The sequence below is a fragment of the Novacetimonas cocois genome (genome assembly GCF_003311635.1).
Taxonomy (GTDB): Bacteria; Pseudomonadota; Alphaproteobacteria; order Acetobacterales; family Acetobacteraceae; genus Novacetimonas; species Novacetimonas cocois.
Window position 1 is genome coordinate 13,455 of the sequence record NZ_QEXL01000016.1, and the last position, 16,805, is coordinate 30,259.

17 protein-coding genes are annotated in these 16,805 nt (G+C 63.5%); 7 read left to right on the plus strand and 10 right to left on the minus strand.

Translation table 11 applies throughout. The features are described from left to right. Positions 1-37: 37 nt before the first annotated feature. Complete coding sequence (locus tag NJLHNGOC_RS11940; RefSeq protein ID WP_113596570.1) at positions 38-979, minus strand: SDR family oxidoreductase; 942 nt, start codon at positions 977-979, stop codon at positions 38-40. Continuing rightward, positions 976-1,569 (minus strand): DedA family protein, encoded by a 594-nt coding sequence (locus NJLHNGOC_RS11945; protein ID WP_206057964.1) that lies wholly within the window; start codon positions 1,567-1,569, stop codon positions 976-978. The genes NJLHNGOC_RS11940 and NJLHNGOC_RS11945 overlap by 4 nt, the downstream gene beginning before the upstream one ends. Positions 1,570-1,752: 183 nt before the next feature. Between NJLHNGOC_RS11945 and NJLHNGOC_RS11950 the strand changes: the two genes are divergently transcribed. After that, positions 1,753-3,738: a prolyl oligopeptidase family serine peptidase gene (locus tag NJLHNGOC_RS11950; protein WP_113596571.1), complete on the plus strand. Its 1,986-nt coding sequence runs from the start codon at positions 1,753-1,755 to the stop codon at positions 3,736-3,738. 140 nt (positions 3,739-3,878) lie between these two features. On the opposite strand, the gene NJLHNGOC_RS11955 is transcribed toward NJLHNGOC_RS11950, so the two are convergent. The 3 genes from NJLHNGOC_RS11955 to NJLHNGOC_RS11965 are packed head-to-tail and all read right to left on the minus strand — an operon-like array spanning position 3,879 to position 7,931. Then, positions 3,879-5,378 carry a sugar porter family MFS transporter gene (locus NJLHNGOC_RS11955; protein WP_113596572.1) on the minus strand — a complete coding sequence of 500 codons (1,500 nt, stop codon included), beginning with the start codon at positions 5,376-5,378 and terminating at the stop codon, positions 3,879-3,881. 25 nt (positions 5,379-5,403) lie between these two features. Next, on the minus strand, positions 5,404-6,867 hold the full coding sequence (locus NJLHNGOC_RS11960; protein ID WP_113596573.1) for a protein adenylyltransferase SelO: 1,464 nt from the start codon (positions 6,865-6,867) through the stop codon (positions 5,404-5,406). 5 nt (positions 6,868-6,872) lie between these two features. Beyond that, entirely contained in the window at positions 6,873-7,931 is a 1,059-nt protein-coding gene (locus tag NJLHNGOC_RS11965; RefSeq protein WP_113596574.1) for an enoyl-CoA hydratase/isomerase family protein, read from the minus strand. Between the two features lie 126 nt (positions 7,932-8,057). On the opposite strand from NJLHNGOC_RS11965, the gene NJLHNGOC_RS11970 reads away from it, so the two are divergent. The 5 genes from NJLHNGOC_RS11970 to NJLHNGOC_RS11985 all read left to right on the plus strand — a co-directional run bounded on the left by NJLHNGOC_RS11970 (position 8,058) and on the right by NJLHNGOC_RS11985 (position 11,726). Then, positions 8,058-8,552, plus strand: coding sequence for a flavin reductase (locus NJLHNGOC_RS11970; protein ID WP_110528411.1), 495 nt, complete (start codon positions 8,058-8,060; stop codon positions 8,550-8,552). Between the two features lie 177 nt (positions 8,553-8,729). Beyond that, a complete protein-coding gene (locus NJLHNGOC_RS16025; protein ID WP_165837931.1) occupies positions 8,730-8,873 on the plus strand; it encodes a hypothetical protein in 144 nt (47 codons plus the stop codon). Positions 8,874-8,958: 85 nt separating this feature from the next. Next, positions 8,959-9,474, plus strand: a complete 516-nt coding sequence (locus tag NJLHNGOC_RS11975; protein ID WP_110528407.1) for a transcriptional repressor — start codon at positions 8,959-8,961, stop codon at positions 9,472-9,474. Positions 9,475-9,605: 131 nt separating this feature from the next. Then, positions 9,606-10,166 carry a hypothetical protein gene (locus NJLHNGOC_RS11980; RefSeq protein WP_113596575.1) on the plus strand — a complete coding sequence of 187 codons (561 nt, stop codon included), beginning with the start codon at positions 9,606-9,608 and terminating at the stop codon, positions 10,164-10,166. 120 nt (positions 10,167-10,286) lie between these two features. After that, positions 10,287-11,726 (plus strand): sugar porter family MFS transporter, encoded by a 1,440-nt coding sequence (locus NJLHNGOC_RS11985; RefSeq protein ID WP_113596576.1) that lies wholly within the window; start codon positions 10,287-10,289, stop codon positions 11,724-11,726. A 172-nt stretch (positions 11,727-11,898) separates the two neighbouring features. Here the strand turns inward: NJLHNGOC_RS11985 and pqqE are convergent, their stop codons facing one another. The 5 genes from pqqE to pqqA are packed head-to-tail and all read right to left on the minus strand — an operon-like array spanning position 11,899 to position 15,076. Then, positions 11,899-12,999, minus strand: a complete 1,101-nt coding sequence (gene pqqE / locus NJLHNGOC_RS11990; protein WP_113596577.1) for a pyrroloquinoline quinone biosynthesis protein PqqE — start codon at positions 12,997-12,999, stop codon at positions 11,899-11,901. Next, the gene (gene pqqD, locus NJLHNGOC_RS11995; RefSeq protein ID WP_110528394.1) at positions 12,996-13,283 is read right to left on the minus strand and encodes a pyrroloquinoline quinone biosynthesis peptide chaperone PqqD; all 288 of its coding nucleotides are present in this window, start codon (positions 13,281-13,283) and stop codon (positions 12,996-12,998) included. The genes pqqE and pqqD overlap by 4 nt, the downstream gene beginning before the upstream one ends. After that, complete coding sequence (gene pqqC, locus NJLHNGOC_RS12000) at positions 13,280-14,017, minus strand: pyrroloquinoline-quinone synthase PqqC (protein WP_110528391.1); 738 nt, start codon at positions 14,015-14,017, stop codon at positions 13,280-13,282. Before pqqC ends, pqqD begins: the two co-directional genes overlap by 4 nt. Continuing rightward, entirely contained in the window at positions 14,014-14,937 is a 924-nt protein-coding gene (gene pqqB, locus NJLHNGOC_RS12005) for a pyrroloquinoline quinone biosynthesis protein PqqB (protein ID WP_113596578.1), read from the minus strand. Before pqqB ends, pqqC begins: the two co-directional genes overlap by 4 nt. Positions 14,938-14,995: 58 nt before the next feature. Then, the gene (gene pqqA / locus NJLHNGOC_RS12010; RefSeq protein ID WP_010508617.1) at positions 14,996-15,076 is read right to left on the minus strand and encodes a pyrroloquinoline quinone precursor peptide PqqA; all 81 of its coding nucleotides are present in this window, start codon (positions 15,074-15,076) and stop codon (positions 14,996-14,998) included. Between the two features lie 319 nt (positions 15,077-15,395). Between pqqA and NJLHNGOC_RS12015 the strand changes: the two genes are divergently transcribed. After that, positions 15,396-16,673, plus strand: a complete 1,278-nt coding sequence (locus NJLHNGOC_RS12015) for an AI-2E family transporter (RefSeq protein WP_113596579.1) — start codon at positions 15,396-15,398, stop codon at positions 16,671-16,673. The last annotated feature ends 132 nt before the right edge of the window (positions 16,674-16,805 follow it).

Below are 16,805 nucleotides of genomic sequence, written 5' to 3' on the forward strand. Positions count from 1 at the left end.
CCAGCCTCATCTGAAAACATGACGGTCCAATAAGAGTTCACGACAGCACCGTCCCCGTCAGCCGTTCCGACACCTGCCACAGACGCTGCGCCAGTTGCAGGTCGCACGCGGCGGGGGGCATGTGGGCCTCCGTCACGTTGCCACGGCGTTCGCCCCAGCCATCGGGCCCGTAATATCCCCCGTCACGGGCCTGTGGCGCGGTTGCCGCGAACAGGATCGGCAATGCGCCATGTTCGGCCGACTGTCCAAACAGGGTAAAGGCCACCAGCGTCGCACGCCGCAGCAGGCGTTCGCGCAGTCCCTGCGGGATGGGGGAGCGGCTGACGGCGATATCGGTCAGGGCCCATCCGGGATGGGCCGCGATGGAATGGATCGGCCATCCGTGCTGGCGCGCCTGCCGGTCCAGTTCAAGGGCAAGGATCAGATCGGCAAGCTTGCTCTGACGATAGGCGGTAAACGGCGTATAATGATGCCGCGCCTGAAGGTCGTCGAACATGATGCGGCCCGACAGCGCGGCAAGGCTTGCCACCGTCACGACACGCGCGCCATCCCTGCCCGCGCACAGCAGCGGACGCAGGCGGGCGGTCAGGGCGAACGGGCCGAGATAGTTCGTCCCGAACTGCATCTCGAACCTGTCGACCGTTTCCTGCCGACGGGGCGTTCCCATGACGCCGGCATTGTTGACAAGGATATCGACCGATCCCGTGCGGCCGGACAGGTTCTGCACGAAATCGGCAATGGACTGCAGCGAGGCCAGATCCAGCATCATGAAATCCGCAACCCCATCGGGACAGTCCGCCCGCAGCCGTTCCAGCGCGGCGGCCCCCTTGGCCGGATTGCGACCCGCAAGGATCACCTGCGCGCCCCGCGACATCAGCCCCCGCGCGGTGGCATAGCCCAGACCACCCGTGGCCCCCGTGACAACCGCCACCCTGCCCACCAGGCGTGGCGCCTGCGTGATGTCCCAATGGGCCGTCATGACGACGCGCCCCGTTTTTCGGCTTTCTGCATGTCTTTTTCCATGGCGGCTTCCGCTTCTTCGGTCAGGCGCTGTTCATTGTGGCGGAGGAAAAGGATCGAGACCACGAGCCCGACCGCGCCGAGGATCCCGAACGTCACCCCCACGGGGCCGGAGATCTGCATCACCTTGTGCCCCAGATAGTATGCGCCATACGAATACCCGCCGGCCCACAGCATCCCGCCCAGTGCATTGAAGATGAGGAACAGGTGCCAGGGCATGTGATTGGCCCCCGCCAGCAGCGCGATGAACACGCGCAGTATGGCGACAAAGCGCCCGAACAGGACGATGGTTCCCCCATGCCGCTTGAACAGGAAACGCCCCAGCGTCAGGCGCCGGGGCGTCAGGCCCAGCTTCGCCCCATGGCGTTCGAGCAGCGGAAAGCCGAAAATGCGCCCGATCAGGTATCCGAAATTATCCCCCATGATGGCGCCCAGCACGCCGGCGGTGGCGACCCAGCGGATGCTCATATGATGGGTACTGGCGCAGTAGATCGCCGCGGAGATCAGGAGCGTTTCCGCCGGCAGCGGGACGCCCATGCTTTCCAGCATGACGATAACGCCAATCACGCCATAGCCATAATGCTGAAAAAGCTGTTCAAAATGCTGGAGCAGTGGACTTTACCTGTCTTGTGGCAAGTGTGGTGTATGAGGGACAAGGCATGGAAATATCGGCACCCCCTGTCGATGCCAAGTTCATATCATGACGTTCTGACACTGTGGCAGGAATAAAACATGGCTTCTCGCGTATCCAATCCCGTGGATCGGATCTCCCTCCCATACGGCACATGGCCGTCGCCCATCACGGCCGCCCTTGTCGCTGGCGCCACGATCAGCCTGTCGGACGTGCAGGCGGACGGCACGGACATCTACTGGATCGAGGGACGCCCGGCAGAAGGCGGACGCCGCGTGCTGGTGCGCTGGCGGGACGGCGTCACGCGGGACATGGTACCCGCGCCGTTCGATGTCGGGACACGGGTGCATGAATATGGCGGCGGGGCCTATACGGTCGCGGCGGGACGGATCGTCTTCAGCAACCGGACGGACGGGTCCGTCTGGCTGATCGACGGGGACGCGGCGCCACGTCCGCTCGGCGGGATGGAGAACCTGCGCTTTGCCGATTTCGCGCTGGGACTGGGCGGGCGTTTCGTTTTCTGCGTGCGCGAGGACCATAATACCGATGGCGAGGCCATTGCCGCCATCGTCGTCTTTGACTGCGGGCCGGATGCCGATCCCACCGACAACGGCGGAACGCCGCTGGTCATGGGTCCGGATTTCCTCAGCAGCCCGCGTCCCTCGCCCGACGGGCGGTTCATGGCATGGGTTGAATGGGACCATCCCAACATGCCATGGGACGCCACCCGCCTGCGCGTGGCGTCACTGCTGCAGGAAGGGACGGACATGCCCCGTCCCGCCGCGCCATGGACGCTGGCTGGTGATGACGGCACCCCACGGTCCGTCATCGAACCCCGGTGGGAGGCAGACGGCCACCTGCTGGCGTCATCGGATATCAGCGGATGGTGGAACCTCTACCGTTTCGACGTGGCGACGACCGCGCCGGCAAAGCCCGTGGCCCCGATGAAGGCGGAAATCGGGCTGCCGCAATGGGTATTCGGCCTGCGCAGCTATTGCCCGCTGCCCGATGGCGCGATCCTTGCCATTGCCATCAGCGACGGCCAGAACCGCGCGGTCATCCTGCGTGATGGCGCGGCGTCGCCGGTGGACCTGCATTTCCCCGCCCAGTGTCCGGTCGCGCTGTCGAACGGCACGCTGGCGTGGCTGGATACGCCCCCCGACGATGCCGCGGCGGTCCTGACCGGCACGCCCGGACAGCCCCCGCAGGTCCTGCGCCGCGCGATCAGCCTGCCCATGTCGGCGGTCGACATCTCCCACGCGCAGGCGCTGCATTTCCCACTGCCGGAGGGTGCGACGGGAACAGGACATGCCTTTTTCTATCCCCCCGCCAGCGCCCGCTGCCACGCCCCAACCGACAGCCTGCCGCCGTTGGTAGTCATGGCGCATGGCGGTCCGACGGGACGGGCGAACCCCGCCTTTTCATTCAAGGTGCAGTGGTGGACCTCCCGTGGTTTTGCCGTGGTGGATGTCAATTACGGTGGCTCCACCGGTTTTGGCCGTCCCTATCGCCAGCGTCTGGAACGCGAATGGGGCATCGTGGACATCGATGACTGCATCGCGGCCTGCCGCCACCTGATTTCGCAGGGGCTGGTCGATCCGAAACGTATCGTCATCCGTGGCAGCAGCGCAGGGGGCCTGACGGTGCTGGGGGCGCTGGCGCGTTCGGACCTGTTCGCCGCCGGGACCAGCCTGTACGGCGTCACCGACCTGCGCGCGCTGGCGCAGGAGACGCACAAGTTCGAATCCCGCTACCTCGATTCGCTGATCGGTCCCTACCCGCAGGACGAGGATACCTATATCGCGCGCTCCCCCCTGCAGCAGGCGGCGGATATCCATGTGCCGGTCCTGTTCCTGCATGGCCTGGACGATAAGGTCGTGCCCCCCGCGCAGGCGGACGAAATGGCCAGTGCGCTGCGTCAGCGCGGCATTGCCTGCGCGCAGTACGAATTCGCGGGCGAGGGACATGGTTTCCGCAAGGAGGAAACGGTCCGCCGCGCCCTTGAACTGGAACTGGATTTCTACCGGCAGGTGCTGGGGCTGCCGACGCAGGATGACGGCGAACATGTCGTCCTGCGCACGGCATAGGAAAATGGCCTGAAACCATAAAAGTTTTTAGTGAAGCTTTTTTCAAAAAGCTTTGAAGAACGCCGCCTTTTTGAAAAAAGGCGGCACCCAAAAACTTCTGTTACTTAATGGGACCGCATGGAGGCAAGGGGACCGGAACTTCAGTCCTCTTCCTCTTCGACAATGGCGGCACATTCGCGCGTGGGGCGGAAACGTCCCTCGCGCAGCGCGTCCTCGATATCCTCCAGCGAGGCACCGCGTGTTTCGGGCACGAAGAAGTAGATGAAGAGCACCGACGCCAGATTGACCCCGGCATAGAACCACATCGTCCCGCCAAGCGTGATGGTGGAGACCAGCGTCAGCGCCGTGCTGGTCACCAGCAGGTCGCTGCCCCACAGCATGGCGGAATGCAGGCTGGTGGCGTTGCCGCGCATCGACAGGGGGAACATTTCCGCGCCCAGCAGCCAGCCGACCACCTGAATGCCACCGGCGTTGAACACCATGAACAGCAGCATGAAGATGATGATCATCCAGCTTCCGATGCTGCCCTTGTCCGGATGCACAAGGAACATGATGCCCAGCCCGATCAGGCTGAGGACCGAGCCAGGCCCCATCACCAGCACCAGGCGACGGCGGCCGATGCGGTCCACGATGTTCGACCCCAGCACCGTCATCACCAGATAGACGATGGAAATCCCGATACTGGCCAGCAGGGCCGCCGAATTGCCAAAACCCGCATCCGACAGGAACGTCGGCGCGTAATAGATCATCATTTCCAGTCCGCCGGCCTGCGTGAAGAACGCAACGCCCAGCGCCGCGACCAGCGCGGGCCTGACCCATGGCTGCATCAGGCCGCGCCAGCCGATGTCATCGGGGTCCGCGTCCTCGTTCGCGGTGATCTGGATCCGCTTGATCTCCTTGCGGATCTCGCGCCGCGTGGTGCGTATCCGGCGCAGCTGCTCGATCGCGGAATCGAGGCTTTCATTTTCCGCCGCCCAGCGCGGGCTCTTGGGCAGGAAGAACATGGAAATGAAAACCACCAGCGCAGGAATGGCCGCGATCGCCACCATCGGACGCCATCCCCACGCATCGCGCGCGGCAAAGCCGATGACGTTGGCGGTAAAGATGCCGACACCGATGGCGATGTTGAACATCGTCACCATGTGCCCGCGCTTTTTCGCGGGGGCGAGTTCGGAAATGTACATCGGCACGACCTGCGTCGAGCCACCCACCGCAAGCCCCAGGAACACGCGCGCGGCAATCAGGGCATACACGTCCGGCGCCAGGGCACAGGCCATCGCGCCAAGGACGAACACCGCCGTGACGATCATGACCGAGTTACGGCGCCCGAAACGTTCGGACATCCAGCCGGTAATGAACGATCCCATGACCGCGCCCGCAAGGATCGCGGAGGCCACCATCTCCTGATAGAAGCTGCTGAGCTGAAAATCGCGTGTGATCAGCAGCAGCGCGCCGGAAACGATGCCGGTATCGTAGCCATAGAGGCCACCGCAGATGGCGGCCACGATGGCTGCGAGCCAGAGAGTCTTGTGGGCATTGGGCGAAAGTTCGAGGTTGGACAGGTCGGGAATGGGTTCGGACAGGGGCGACTGGGCATCCGTTGACTGAGGTGTCTGGGTGTGTGGTGAATAATTCTGCATGCCTGTTCCTTTATCCTGTTTCTGTTTAATTCCCGGTCCCGGTCAGGGTTCCATCCGTTGCACATCGGATATGACCTGCCGCGCCAAGGGCCGATTTCATTTCGGCAACATGTGCCATGGCCGCGTGGAATGCGGACCAGTCATCATCGCGGGCGACGGGATGCCATATCCCCTCGACCCTTTCGATCCACATCGCGCAGGGATCGTCACGCCTGAAATACGCAAGCGAGACATCGACGCCCGCGCGCGGCGCATGGGCTTCGATCCGGTTTCGCAATGCCTGGAACGCCGAAGATTCGTAAAAATACTTCCGTGGTCCGGACATGGCCCGTTCACAACTGATGGCGCCACCATACCAGTCAAAAAACAGAAATTCAAACCCGATCCGACTTTCCTCGAGAAAAGACCAGACGGATTCACGCAGTTCGGTGGATTTGTTCCTTGATTCTTCATGCAGGCCAAGGCGTTGCAGGGTACATATATCAAGGAAGCGTTCATAACGTTTCGGAAATTTTTCAAAAATACTTCTTATTTTCTCCATTTCCGAAAATGGCAGAAGACATTCCGCCATCCGCGCCAGATTCCACATCATGGCGGTGGGCTGCCGGCCAAAGGAATACAGCCCGGAATGATCGAAATAGGCGGCGGTAAAGGACGGATCGTAATGCGGGGCAAAACGCCACGGGCCGTAATCAAAGCTTTCGCCCGCGATGTTGATGTTGTCGGTATTGAGGATGCCATGCACGAACCCTGCCGTCATCCACTGCGCCGTCAGCAGCGCAAGGCGCGCGCACAGCGCGTCAAGCAGGTCCGCCGCCGGATCCTCGCCACCGGACAGCGCGGGATAGTACGTCGCGATCACATACTCCAGCAGCAGCCGCAGGGAGGGCAGGTCCTCCATCGCGGCGAGGCGCTGGAACGTGCCGATGCGGATATGCGAATGTCCCAGCCGGGCCAGCACGCATGAACGCGTGGGGGAGGGTTCATCCCCCCGATGCAGGGCCTCGCCCGTTTCTATGACGCTCAGGCTGCGCGAAGTGGTCACGCCGATCGCATCCAGCGTCTCGCTCGCCAGGATTTCGCGCACGCCGCCCTTGAGCGTCAGCCGACCATCGCCGCCACGCGACCATGGGGTCGTGCCGCTGCCCTTCGTGCCGATATCCAGAAGCCGCCCGTCCAGCGCGTCATAAAGCTGCGCGAACAGGAACCCGCGCCCGTCGCCAAGATCGGGGTTGTAGGACTGGAACTGATGCCCGTGATAACGCAGCGCAAGCGGTTGCGGCAGGCTGTCCGGCAGGGGTTCGAAACGCCCCAGATGGGCAATCCACTCGGCATCCGTCAGGGTGTCCAGCCCGACCCGCCCGGCCGCGTCCTGATTGCGGAAACGCAGGATATGGGCCGGGAAATCCGCTGCCTTCACGGGGTCATAGAACGCATCGCCCAGTGTCATGTGGCGCGTGGCGGGACGATAGGCGGCGGAAAAGGGCATGGAATTCAACCTTGGGCAGCGGGCAGGACCGGAAGGTCCAGCGAGACGGGGGCAGGAGCAAAGCAGACATCGACCTGTCGGGGCGTTATGCCCTGTCCACCCGCGCAGGACCATCGTGGGGCGTTATCGCGATCGATCAGCCGCGCGCGGATGCCCTCGGCGAAATCGGGGCGACGGATCAGGGCCGAGACCAGACGGAACTCCTGTTCCAGCACCATGTCCAGATCCGGCAGCGCCCGCGCCCGGAAATAGGCGCGCCATGCGACCTCCACCGCGAACGGGTCGGCCTGCGCCAGCGCCGCGCGATCGGCCTCGGCCCACGGGGCGTCACATGTCCGCAGGCGTTCGAGGACGCTGTTCACGTCCGGGGCGTCATAGACGGCATCAACCTCTGCCATGTCGCCCCATCCCGCCGCCTCTGCCGTCACGGCGGGGGCAAGGTCCAGCACGCGCCCGGCGGGATGCCGCGCCAGATCGGTGGCCACCTGTTCCAGATGGGCCGAGGGGACCAGCCGGTCCGCGAACCCGGCGGCGATCGCCTCCGCCGCGTTCATGCGCCCGCCCGTCACCGCAAGCCGCAGCCCCGACAGGCCGGGCGCGCGCGACAGGAGGTAGGATCCGCCGGCATCGGGGGTCAGGGCGATCGCGACCTCCGGCATGGCGAGGACGGAATTCTCGGTCACGATCCGGTGCCTGACATGCCCGCCAAGCCCGATGCCCCCGCCCATGCAGATCCCGTCCATGAAGGAGACGATCGGCTTGGGATATCCCGCCAGCATCGAGACAAGGCGGTAGTTCCCACGGAAAACCGACAGCACCGCCTCCGCCCCGCCGGTCTGCAACAGGGCGTGCAGCGCGCGCAGGTCGGCGCCCGCGCAAAAGGCGCGCGGGGCCGTGCTGTCGATCATGATGGTCCGGATTTCGCGATCCTCCCGCCATGTCCGGAGGCATCCGGCGATTGCCGCGACCATCCCGGCGTCAAGCGCGTTAAGCGCCCGTGGGCGGTCGAGCGTGATGCGGCCCAGATGGCCTTCACGCGAAATGCGCAGCGTCCCGTCTGTCATCGTGGCGGCGTCTCCTCGAATTGTCGGTTATGTTCAAGCATGACAGAATAAGGTAGGGGAACCACCGCTTCGGCATGCTTTTAATGAACGCGCGATCATGTGACGTCAGGAAAACAGGATAACATAATGGGTATCGACGCCCGGACGTATCGGGATGCAATGGCGCGGCTGGGCGCGGCGGTGAATGTGGTGACGACAGGCACGATGGAGGACCCGGCCGGTTTCACGGCCTCTGCCGTATGTTCGGTCACCGACGACCCGCCGACCCTGCTGGTCTGCCTGAACCGTACGTCGCGCGTTCGTTCCCGCTTTCGCGAGGGGGCGGCGATGTGCATCAACGTGCTGTCCGCCAGCCAGCAGGACATTTCCGGCGTGTTCGCCTCCGCCGCGGAACAGCATGAACGCTTTGCCTCGGGTCACTGGCGCACGCTGACGACCGGCGCGCCGGTGCTGGAGGAGGCAGTGGCGTCCTTCGACTGCCGGATCGAACGCATCGTGGAGGTGGGAACCCACAGCGTGATGTTCGGTGCGGTCGAAAGCCTGCGCAATGGCAGCAGCCATGGGGGGCTGATCTATTTCAACCGTACCTACCACATGCTGCCGCCAGCCAGCGAAGGCTGAAAACAGTTAAGAAGTTTTTGGTGAAGCTTTTTCCCAAAAAGCTTCGAAGAACGTCGCCTTTTTGAAAAAAGGCGACACCCAAAAACTTTTACCATTTTCAGACTGTCGCTGAATTTACGCGAAATTAATTCCTCTGCGGCGATATCCTTCTCTCCCCTATACGGCAGGACGGACGTATTGCGACAGACAGGACAACACGACGACAGGACGGATGACAGCGTTGACGTGCCGGTCCTGACATGGCGCATGCTGCTGGGCCTGCAGGGCGGCGTCGTGATATTCATCCTGCTTCTGTCCTGGTGGGACAATCATCTGGCATGACAGGCTGAAACCGGCCACAGGGCTTCATCGTCACCGCGTTCAGGCGTATATCCCCATCAGAGGATGACAGGAATGGGCGTGACAGATGGGCATGGATGATCGGCAGGACAGCACGGACCCGGGCGCGGACAGTTCCACCTTTGGCGCCGATGTCGAACGCATGCTGGGCCGGGCGCAGGATATGTGCCGCCGCAACGGCGCGCGCCTGACGCCGCAACGCCGCCATGTGCTGGGGCTGATCCTTGCGTCCGACCGGCCCGTGGGGGCGTACGACCTGCTCGACCGGCTGCGCAACGACACCAGGGCGGCCGCACCACCCACCGTCTATCGCGCGCTGGATTTCCTGCTTGAACACGGGCTTATCCACAAGATCGAACGCCTGTCGGCCTTCGTGGCCTGCCGGCACATGCTGCACAGCGCGCGCGAATGCGAAAACCACCTGCACAGCGCGCAGTTCCTGATCTGCACGCGCTGCGGACAGGTGACCGAGCTGGAGGACAGCCAGATCGTGCATGCGCTGGTCCATGCCACGCAGGCCCGCCAGTTCAGCATCCGTACCTCCACGATCGAGGCCGAGGGCATCTGCGCCGCCTGCGCCTGAACGCGGATCCCGTCGCAGGGTGACGGCGATTGCATCCGCGCCGCGTTTGTCGGCATGATGGCCCCGGCCCGCGTCACGACGCGACAGGCCACGATCAAACCACTGGTCCCCCTTCGGGGTGGAGTGTCGCGATGACGCGTTCGCGTCGCAACGAAACCGGCGAACTGCCCCTGCCGCTTCCCCCTGACATGCAGGACAGGCAACGGACACCGCCCCCCCGCAAGCCGTCCGCGCGCAGGCCGCATCCCACCAACGCGACGATCGCGGGACAGGATGACCTGTTCGCCCGCCCCCTGCCGCCGGTGCCCGCCCCGCCGCGCGTCGTCACCCATCTGCAGGGGGCAGAGGTGAATCTGGGCCCTGTTCCCCTGCGGCAGTTCGGTCCCTCGGACGGCGCGGATGGGTATTTCTATCATGTAACGACGCAACAGCAGGCCGAGGACATGCTGGCGCACGGCATTTCCATCAGTCCACGCGCGCCTTTGCGATTGACGGAACGCCATGGCGTCATGCCATGGTATGCCGCCATGGCGGAGGATATGGAGGCGGTATCGGACGAAGGCGGTGTGGCAATCCTGCGACTGCGACGTTTTATGGTGCATGATCTGGTTGAAAATGATCCTGATCATACACGTGCGTGGGGCGTTCCGTGCTATTTCCTGACGGGTGTGGCGCGTCAGGCGCCTATTTGAGCAGGTATTCCAACAGGTCCGGCGTCAACCACGCCAGGCATATTTCAGGGCTGAACCAGCGTGGCGCCGGGCCGCCACGCTGGTAACGAAAAAGAAATAAAATATAAGGATCAGCACATAATGAACCAGTCGGTCACCCCACCCGCGGGATCGTCGCGGATACGTTCCCTGATCATCGGATGTCTTGCCGCGCTGGCGGGCCTGATGGCGGGGCTGGATATCGGGGGCATTTCCGGCGCGCTGGATTTCGTCGCCAGACAGTTCCATGCCTCCACCATACAGCAGGAATGGATCGTCAGTTCCATGATGGCGGGTGCTGCGGCGGGGTCGCTGTGCGGGGGATGGATGTCCCACCATATCGGGCGCAAGCGCACGCTGCTGATCGGCGCTGTAGTGTTCGTGGCCGGATCGCTGGAATGCGCGCTGGCATGGTCGGTGCCGTCGATGATCGTGGGACGCGCGGTCATGGGGCTGGCGATCGGGGTCGCGGCCTTCACCGCGCCGCTCTACCTGTCGGAAATCGCCAGCGAAACGGCGCGCGGGGCCATGATCTCCACCTATCAGCTGATGATCACGGCGGGGATCTTCCTTGCGTTCATGAGCAACACCTTCTTCAGCTATTCCGGCAACTGGCGCGGCATGTTCGCCGTCGCCGCGATCCCGGGCCTGCTGTTCCTGATCGGCACGCTGTTCCTGCCGTTCAGCCCGCGCTGGCTGATGATGAAGGGTCGCCGCAGCGAGGCGCTGGAGGTGCTTGTCGCGCTGCGTGACCGCGATGACGACGCCCGGCGCGAAATCCAGAACATCAGCGACCAGCTCCAGCAGAAGCAGAAAGGCTGGGGGCTGCTGGCCAACCGTAATTTCCGCCGCTCCATCCTACTGGGCATGGGGCTGCAGATCATGCAGCAGCTGGCGGGCGTGAACGTGGTCATGTACTACGCGCCCAAGATTTTCGCGCTGGCGGGATATGTCGGCCCGGCGCAGCTGTGGTGCACGGCGATGGTCGGGCTGGTGAACATGCTGGCGACCTTCGTGGCTATCGGCCTGGTGGACAAATGGGGCCGCAAGCCGATCCTGTATGCCGGCTTCCTTATCATGGCTGTCGGGATGGGAAGCCTCGGGCTGCTGCTCAACTCCCTCCCGCTGGGTCAGGGGGAGCAGATCATCGCCGTCTTCATGCTGATGATCTATATCTCCGGCTTCTCCATGTCGGCAGGTCCGCTGATCTGGGTGCTGTGTTCGGAGGTGCAGCCGCTTCAGGGACGTGATCTGGGGATTTCCATCTCCACCCTGACGAACTGGCTGGCGAACATGTTTATCGGCGCGACGTTCCTGTCTTTGCTGCAATGGATCGGCAACGGCCCTACCTTCTGGATGTTCGCGGCCTTCAACCTGGCGTTCGTGTTCGTGACATGGCGCTTCGTCCCTGAAACGCGCGACATGACCCTTGAAAATATCGAAAAGCGGCTGATGGCGGGCCTGCCCCTGCGCGAAATCGGACAGCCTTCGCGCAAGGAAGCGCAGCGGGAAGCCGCCGTTCCCCTTTCCCAGGAATCCTGAGCGGGACAAGAGGCCATAAATGCCGCTCCCTGCCCGAACACGGCAGGGAGCGACCCAGTGAGACACGCTGCAACCGTAAAGAAGTTTTTGGTGAAGCTTTTTTCAAAAAGCTTCGAAAGAACGCCGCCTTTTTGAAAAAAGGCGGCACCCAAAAACTTTTATTACTTAAGGGTTAGCCCACGTCGCCATTGGCATAGCGGCGATAGACAAAAGGTGGGGCCACGTCAGGGCGCTCGGCGATCGCGGCTGTGATCCTGTCATGGTCGGGGGCACGTTCGCACACCGGATCGGTCGCCGCCGCATCCCCCGCCAGCGCCAGCGCCTGACAGCGGCAGCCACCCCAATCCTTTTCACGCTGGTCACAGGTGCGACACGGCGCGGGCATCCAGTCCGTTCCACGGAACATGGTAAACAGCGGGGCCGTATCCCAGATCGCACCCAGTCCAGCCTCGCGGATGTCGGGAATGCTTACCCCCGGGATGCTTTCGGCCGCATGACACGGCAGGACGCGGCCCGATGGGGAAATATTGACGAACCGGCGTCCCCATCCCCCCATGCATGGCTTGGGACGGTCGGCATAATAATCAGGCGTGACGTAATCGATGGTCAGGCGACCGGCATAACGCGTGCGCGCGGCCTCCACCGCGCGGGTGGCCTCGTCCACCTGCGTGCGGGTGGGCATCAGGGCGTCGCGGTTACGCAGGCCCCAGCCATAATACTGCGTATGGGCGATTTCGACCCGCCGCGCGCCCATTTCCGCCGCGCTGTCGATCATCTGTGCCACGCGGGCGACGTTTTCACGGTAAATGACGAAATTCAGCGTCAGCGGCATACCATCGGCCACGACCATGGCGGCGGCAGCCATCTTCCTTGCCTGCGCGCCCTTCATCCCACCGACACGTTCGGCATTCTGCGGGTCGATGTCCTGAAACGACAGCTGCACATGATCCAGCCCCGCCTCCACCAGCGCGCCAAAGGTCGCGGGCGTCATCAGGACGCCTGATGTGATCAGGTTGGTATAAAGCCCCCGTCCCACCGCATGGCGCACCAGTTCGGGCAGGTCGGGACGCGCCATCGGCTCGCCCCCGGAAAAATGCACCTGCAGCACGCCAAGCTCCGCCGCCTGGTCCAGGATGTCGATCCATTGCGCGGTGGTCAGTTCACCGGCGCGTGGCTCCAGCGCCAGCGGGTTGGAGCAGTAGGGACATTGCAGCGGACAGCGATGCGTCAGTTCCGCCAGCAGGCTCATCGGTGGCGCGGGCGTCTCCGTCATGGCAGCAGCACCTGCCGCGCCACCAGATCGGCCGCCATTTCCATGACGTCGCGCGCGATCAGGTCACGCGGGGCGGCGAAACGCGCGGCAAGATCCGTCACGATGTCATCCAGCGTGCGCGTCCCATCGACAAGGCGCAGGATCTCCACCGCCACGGGATCGGGCAGGAACGCGCGTTCCGGCGCCTGGATCACCCACTGATCCCGTACCCGGTCATGCTGCAGCCGCACGCCACGGGCGAACCGCACCACGCTGTCGGGCGCAAGGGGCGCGACCTCCGTCATGGACAGGTCGGCCGGAACGCGCCGGGCGGAATCCGGCCCGGCGTGACATAGGCGTAATCCAGCGCGTCGAGCATGGACCACAGCACCGCGCATTTGAACTTCAGCGCCGCCAGCACCGCTTCCTGCTGTTCGGCGGTGCGGGCATGTTCGCGAACATAGGCCAGCGCGAAATCGGAATCGCGCGGGGCCTGCGTCAGACGCGGATGGAAATAGGCCAGCGTGTCGCTGTTGACGAAATCATAATGGCGCAGCATCCCCGCGACGCGTTCGCTGATGATCGTGGGGGAAAACAGTTCCGTAAGCGAGGACGCAATCGCCTCCAGTATCGAACGGTCCCGCACGAAGGCGACATAGGCATCGACCGCGAATTTCGTGGCGGGCAGCAGTCCGTCAAGCGACTCGACATACGCGCGGTCAAGGCCCAGCCCGTCCGTCAGCCGCAGCCAGCGCGCCACGCCGCCCGTGCCCGGCGCGTCGCCATCATGATCGACCAGCCGCCGCCGCCATTCCCGGCGCAGTTCCGCCGTCGGCAGCCGCGCCAGCAGCGTCGCGTCCTTGGCCGGGATCTGGCACTGGTAATAATAACGGTTCAGCGCCCATGCCTGCACCTGTCCCTGCGTCAGGCGGCCATCATGCAACGCGCGATGAAAAGGATGGAGGTTATGGTAACGCTCCGCCCCGATGGCACGCAGCGCGGCTTCCAGCCCGTCGGGAGAGAGTATCTGTCCGGTCATAATGTAATCCTCATCCCGTCATGGGCCACGTCCCAGCCCTCCGCCGCGGCGCGCTTGCGCTCGGGCGAATCAGACAGCAGCACGGGGTTGGAATTGTTGATGTGAATCAGGATTTTGCGCGCGATATCCAGATCGCGGAACGCGGCGAATGTCCCCGCCTCGCCCATCAGCGACATGTGCCCCATGCGCTGGCCCGTCTTTTCCCCCACGCCGGCGCGCAGCATTTCGTCATCGACCCACAACGTCCCGTCGAAGAAGACCAGATCCGCCCCCGACAGGCGCTGTCGCAGGGCATCCGTCATCCGCGCGCAGCCGGGAATGAAACATACGCGGCGCGCGCCATCGGTGATCTCCAGCCCGATCGTCTCCCCATTTTCGACAATGGCGGCGGGATCGGGGCCGCGTTCGGCATACAGCGGAACCTTGCCCGGCACGACAAAGGCCCGGATCGTCAGGCCCGCAGGCGTGCCATCCACCAGCGTCAGGGGGAAATCCCGCTCCAGCGGCAGCGCGGTGCGGGTCACCACCTGGCGGTTCAGCGCCTCGAACACCGGGTTGGCATCCAGCGTCGCCAGGACCGCATCGGTCGCAAGCAGCGTAAGCGGCTGGCGTTCGCGCAGGGTCAGCAGGCCGGTGATGGTATCGACCTCTCCCCCCGTCAGGATCACGCCCGCGATCGGGGTGGAACGCAGTCCTTCATGCGGGTGAAGGGCAGGGGTCTGGTTGATCTGGGTACGCAGGTCGGGCGATGCGTTGACGATGAACCAGTGCCGTCCGTCGCCACTGATGGCGATCGATGCCTGTGTGCGGGGCAGTGCGGCGGGATCGCCGGACCGGGCCCGTCGGCAGCCTTCCGCGTTGGAATTCCACTGTGGGAATCCGCCACCTGCGGCCGCGCCAAGAACGATGATGTCGATCATGGCTGGTGTTTATATGAAAATCGCCACCTGTGACGAGACAGGTGGCGATGAAAACATCTTACTTCTTTTCGCCGCAGACGTAGCTGTTGATTTCCGCGCCCAGGGGAACCTCAACGATCTTGGGGGTGTTCCATGCCATGTCTTTATCTCCATATTCCTGCGATGAAGGCGATAAACCTTCATATCCATTATTCATTTGAATGCTGAATCCCCCCGGTTGCAACACCTTCCCGCCAGCATCCGGCCGGATGGGGAAAGGAATACATTCACAATCCCGTGTTCTTCCGCCGGCCTTCCGTCCCGGCCATTGCAAGAATCGCGTAGCGGCAATGACAGCCCGTGTTGTGGGTTGCGAAGGCGACCGGGACGGACTAGGCGTATTTTCCTGTTTCTTGCTCGGTAAAACCGGTTGGTCGGTCCTCTGATCCCCTGGGTCTTGCCAAAGGTGAAGCCGGATCATGCCGCCCGAAGAGAACACGCCCACGTCCCCCCCGCCGCCTGCCGCCGCGCCATCGTACGAAAGCATGCAGCAGCACCGCGCGCGTGAGGTCATGCGTCATACGCGCATGGACCTCAAGACGGCCTGCCTTCTGGTGCTTTGCATCCTTGCCGTCTTCTATACGCTGTATTTCGCGGCCTCCATCATCCTGCCGATGATCCTGGCGCTGGTGGTGAACCTGCTGCTGTCCACGCCGATGCGCTTTTTGCACCTGAAGCTGAAGCTGCCCAAGCCCCTGGCGGCCCTGCTGCTGATCCTTGGGGTCTTTGGCGTCGTGGGCGCCATCGGGACCGCCATTTCGGTGCCCGCCGCCGGGTGGATCGAACGCGCCCCCGAGGCGATGAGCGCGCTGGGCGACCGCCTCGCATTCCTGCGGGGGCCGATCCACCTGATCGGCACGGCGTCGGAGCGTATCGAGAACTTCATGACCATCGCGGGCAGTCACCTCGATCACACGGCCAAGGCCGGAGGGGACGAGTCCGAGCGCGTCGTGATGTCGGCGGCGCCGGCGGGTGGGGAGTTCAACAATTTCGGATCCTCCCTGCTGCTGGGAACGCGGGCGTTCGTGGGGCAGTTCTTCACGATGATCCTGATGCTGTTCTTCCTGCTGGCGCAGGGGGACAGCCTGTTGCGCCGGTTCGTGGAAATCATGCCCACCTTCGCGGACAAGCGGCGGACGGTCCAGATCGCCTATCAGATCGAACGCAACGTCTCGCTCTATCTGGCGACCATCACGATCATCAATTCGCTCGTCGGCCTTGCGAACATGCTGCAGTGCTGGCTGCTGGGCATGCCCAACCCGCTGCTGTGGGGGGTGATGGCGTTCCTGCTGAACTACATCCCCATCATCGGTCCCATGATGGGGATCACCGTCTATTTCCTCGTGGGGCTGTTCACCTTTCCCTCCGTCCTTCAGGCGGCGCTGCCGCCCGCGATCTACCTGTGCATCCACCTGACGGAAGGCGAGACGATCACCCCGATGGTGCTGGCGCGGCGCTTTACGCTCAATCCCGTGCTGGTGATGGGATCACTGATGTTCTGGGACTGGCTGTGGGGAATTGGCGGGGCGTTCCTGTCGGTGCCCCTGCTGGCGGTATTCAAGATCATCTGTGACCATGTCGATATCCTGACGCCCATAGGCCACATCGTCGGCGGACCGACCCGGGGGACGAATACCACGCCCCTCTTCACGCCCGACATGATTGACGAAGACGACAGCCAGCCACCGGGCGCGTAAGACCCGGCCTGAAAACAGTCCGTTGATAGGAAACAGGAGTTTTTGGGTGTCGCCTTTTTTCAAAAAGGCGACGTTCCTTGAAGCTTTTTGCAAAAAGCTTCACCAAAAACTTTTACGATTTCAGGGTACTAT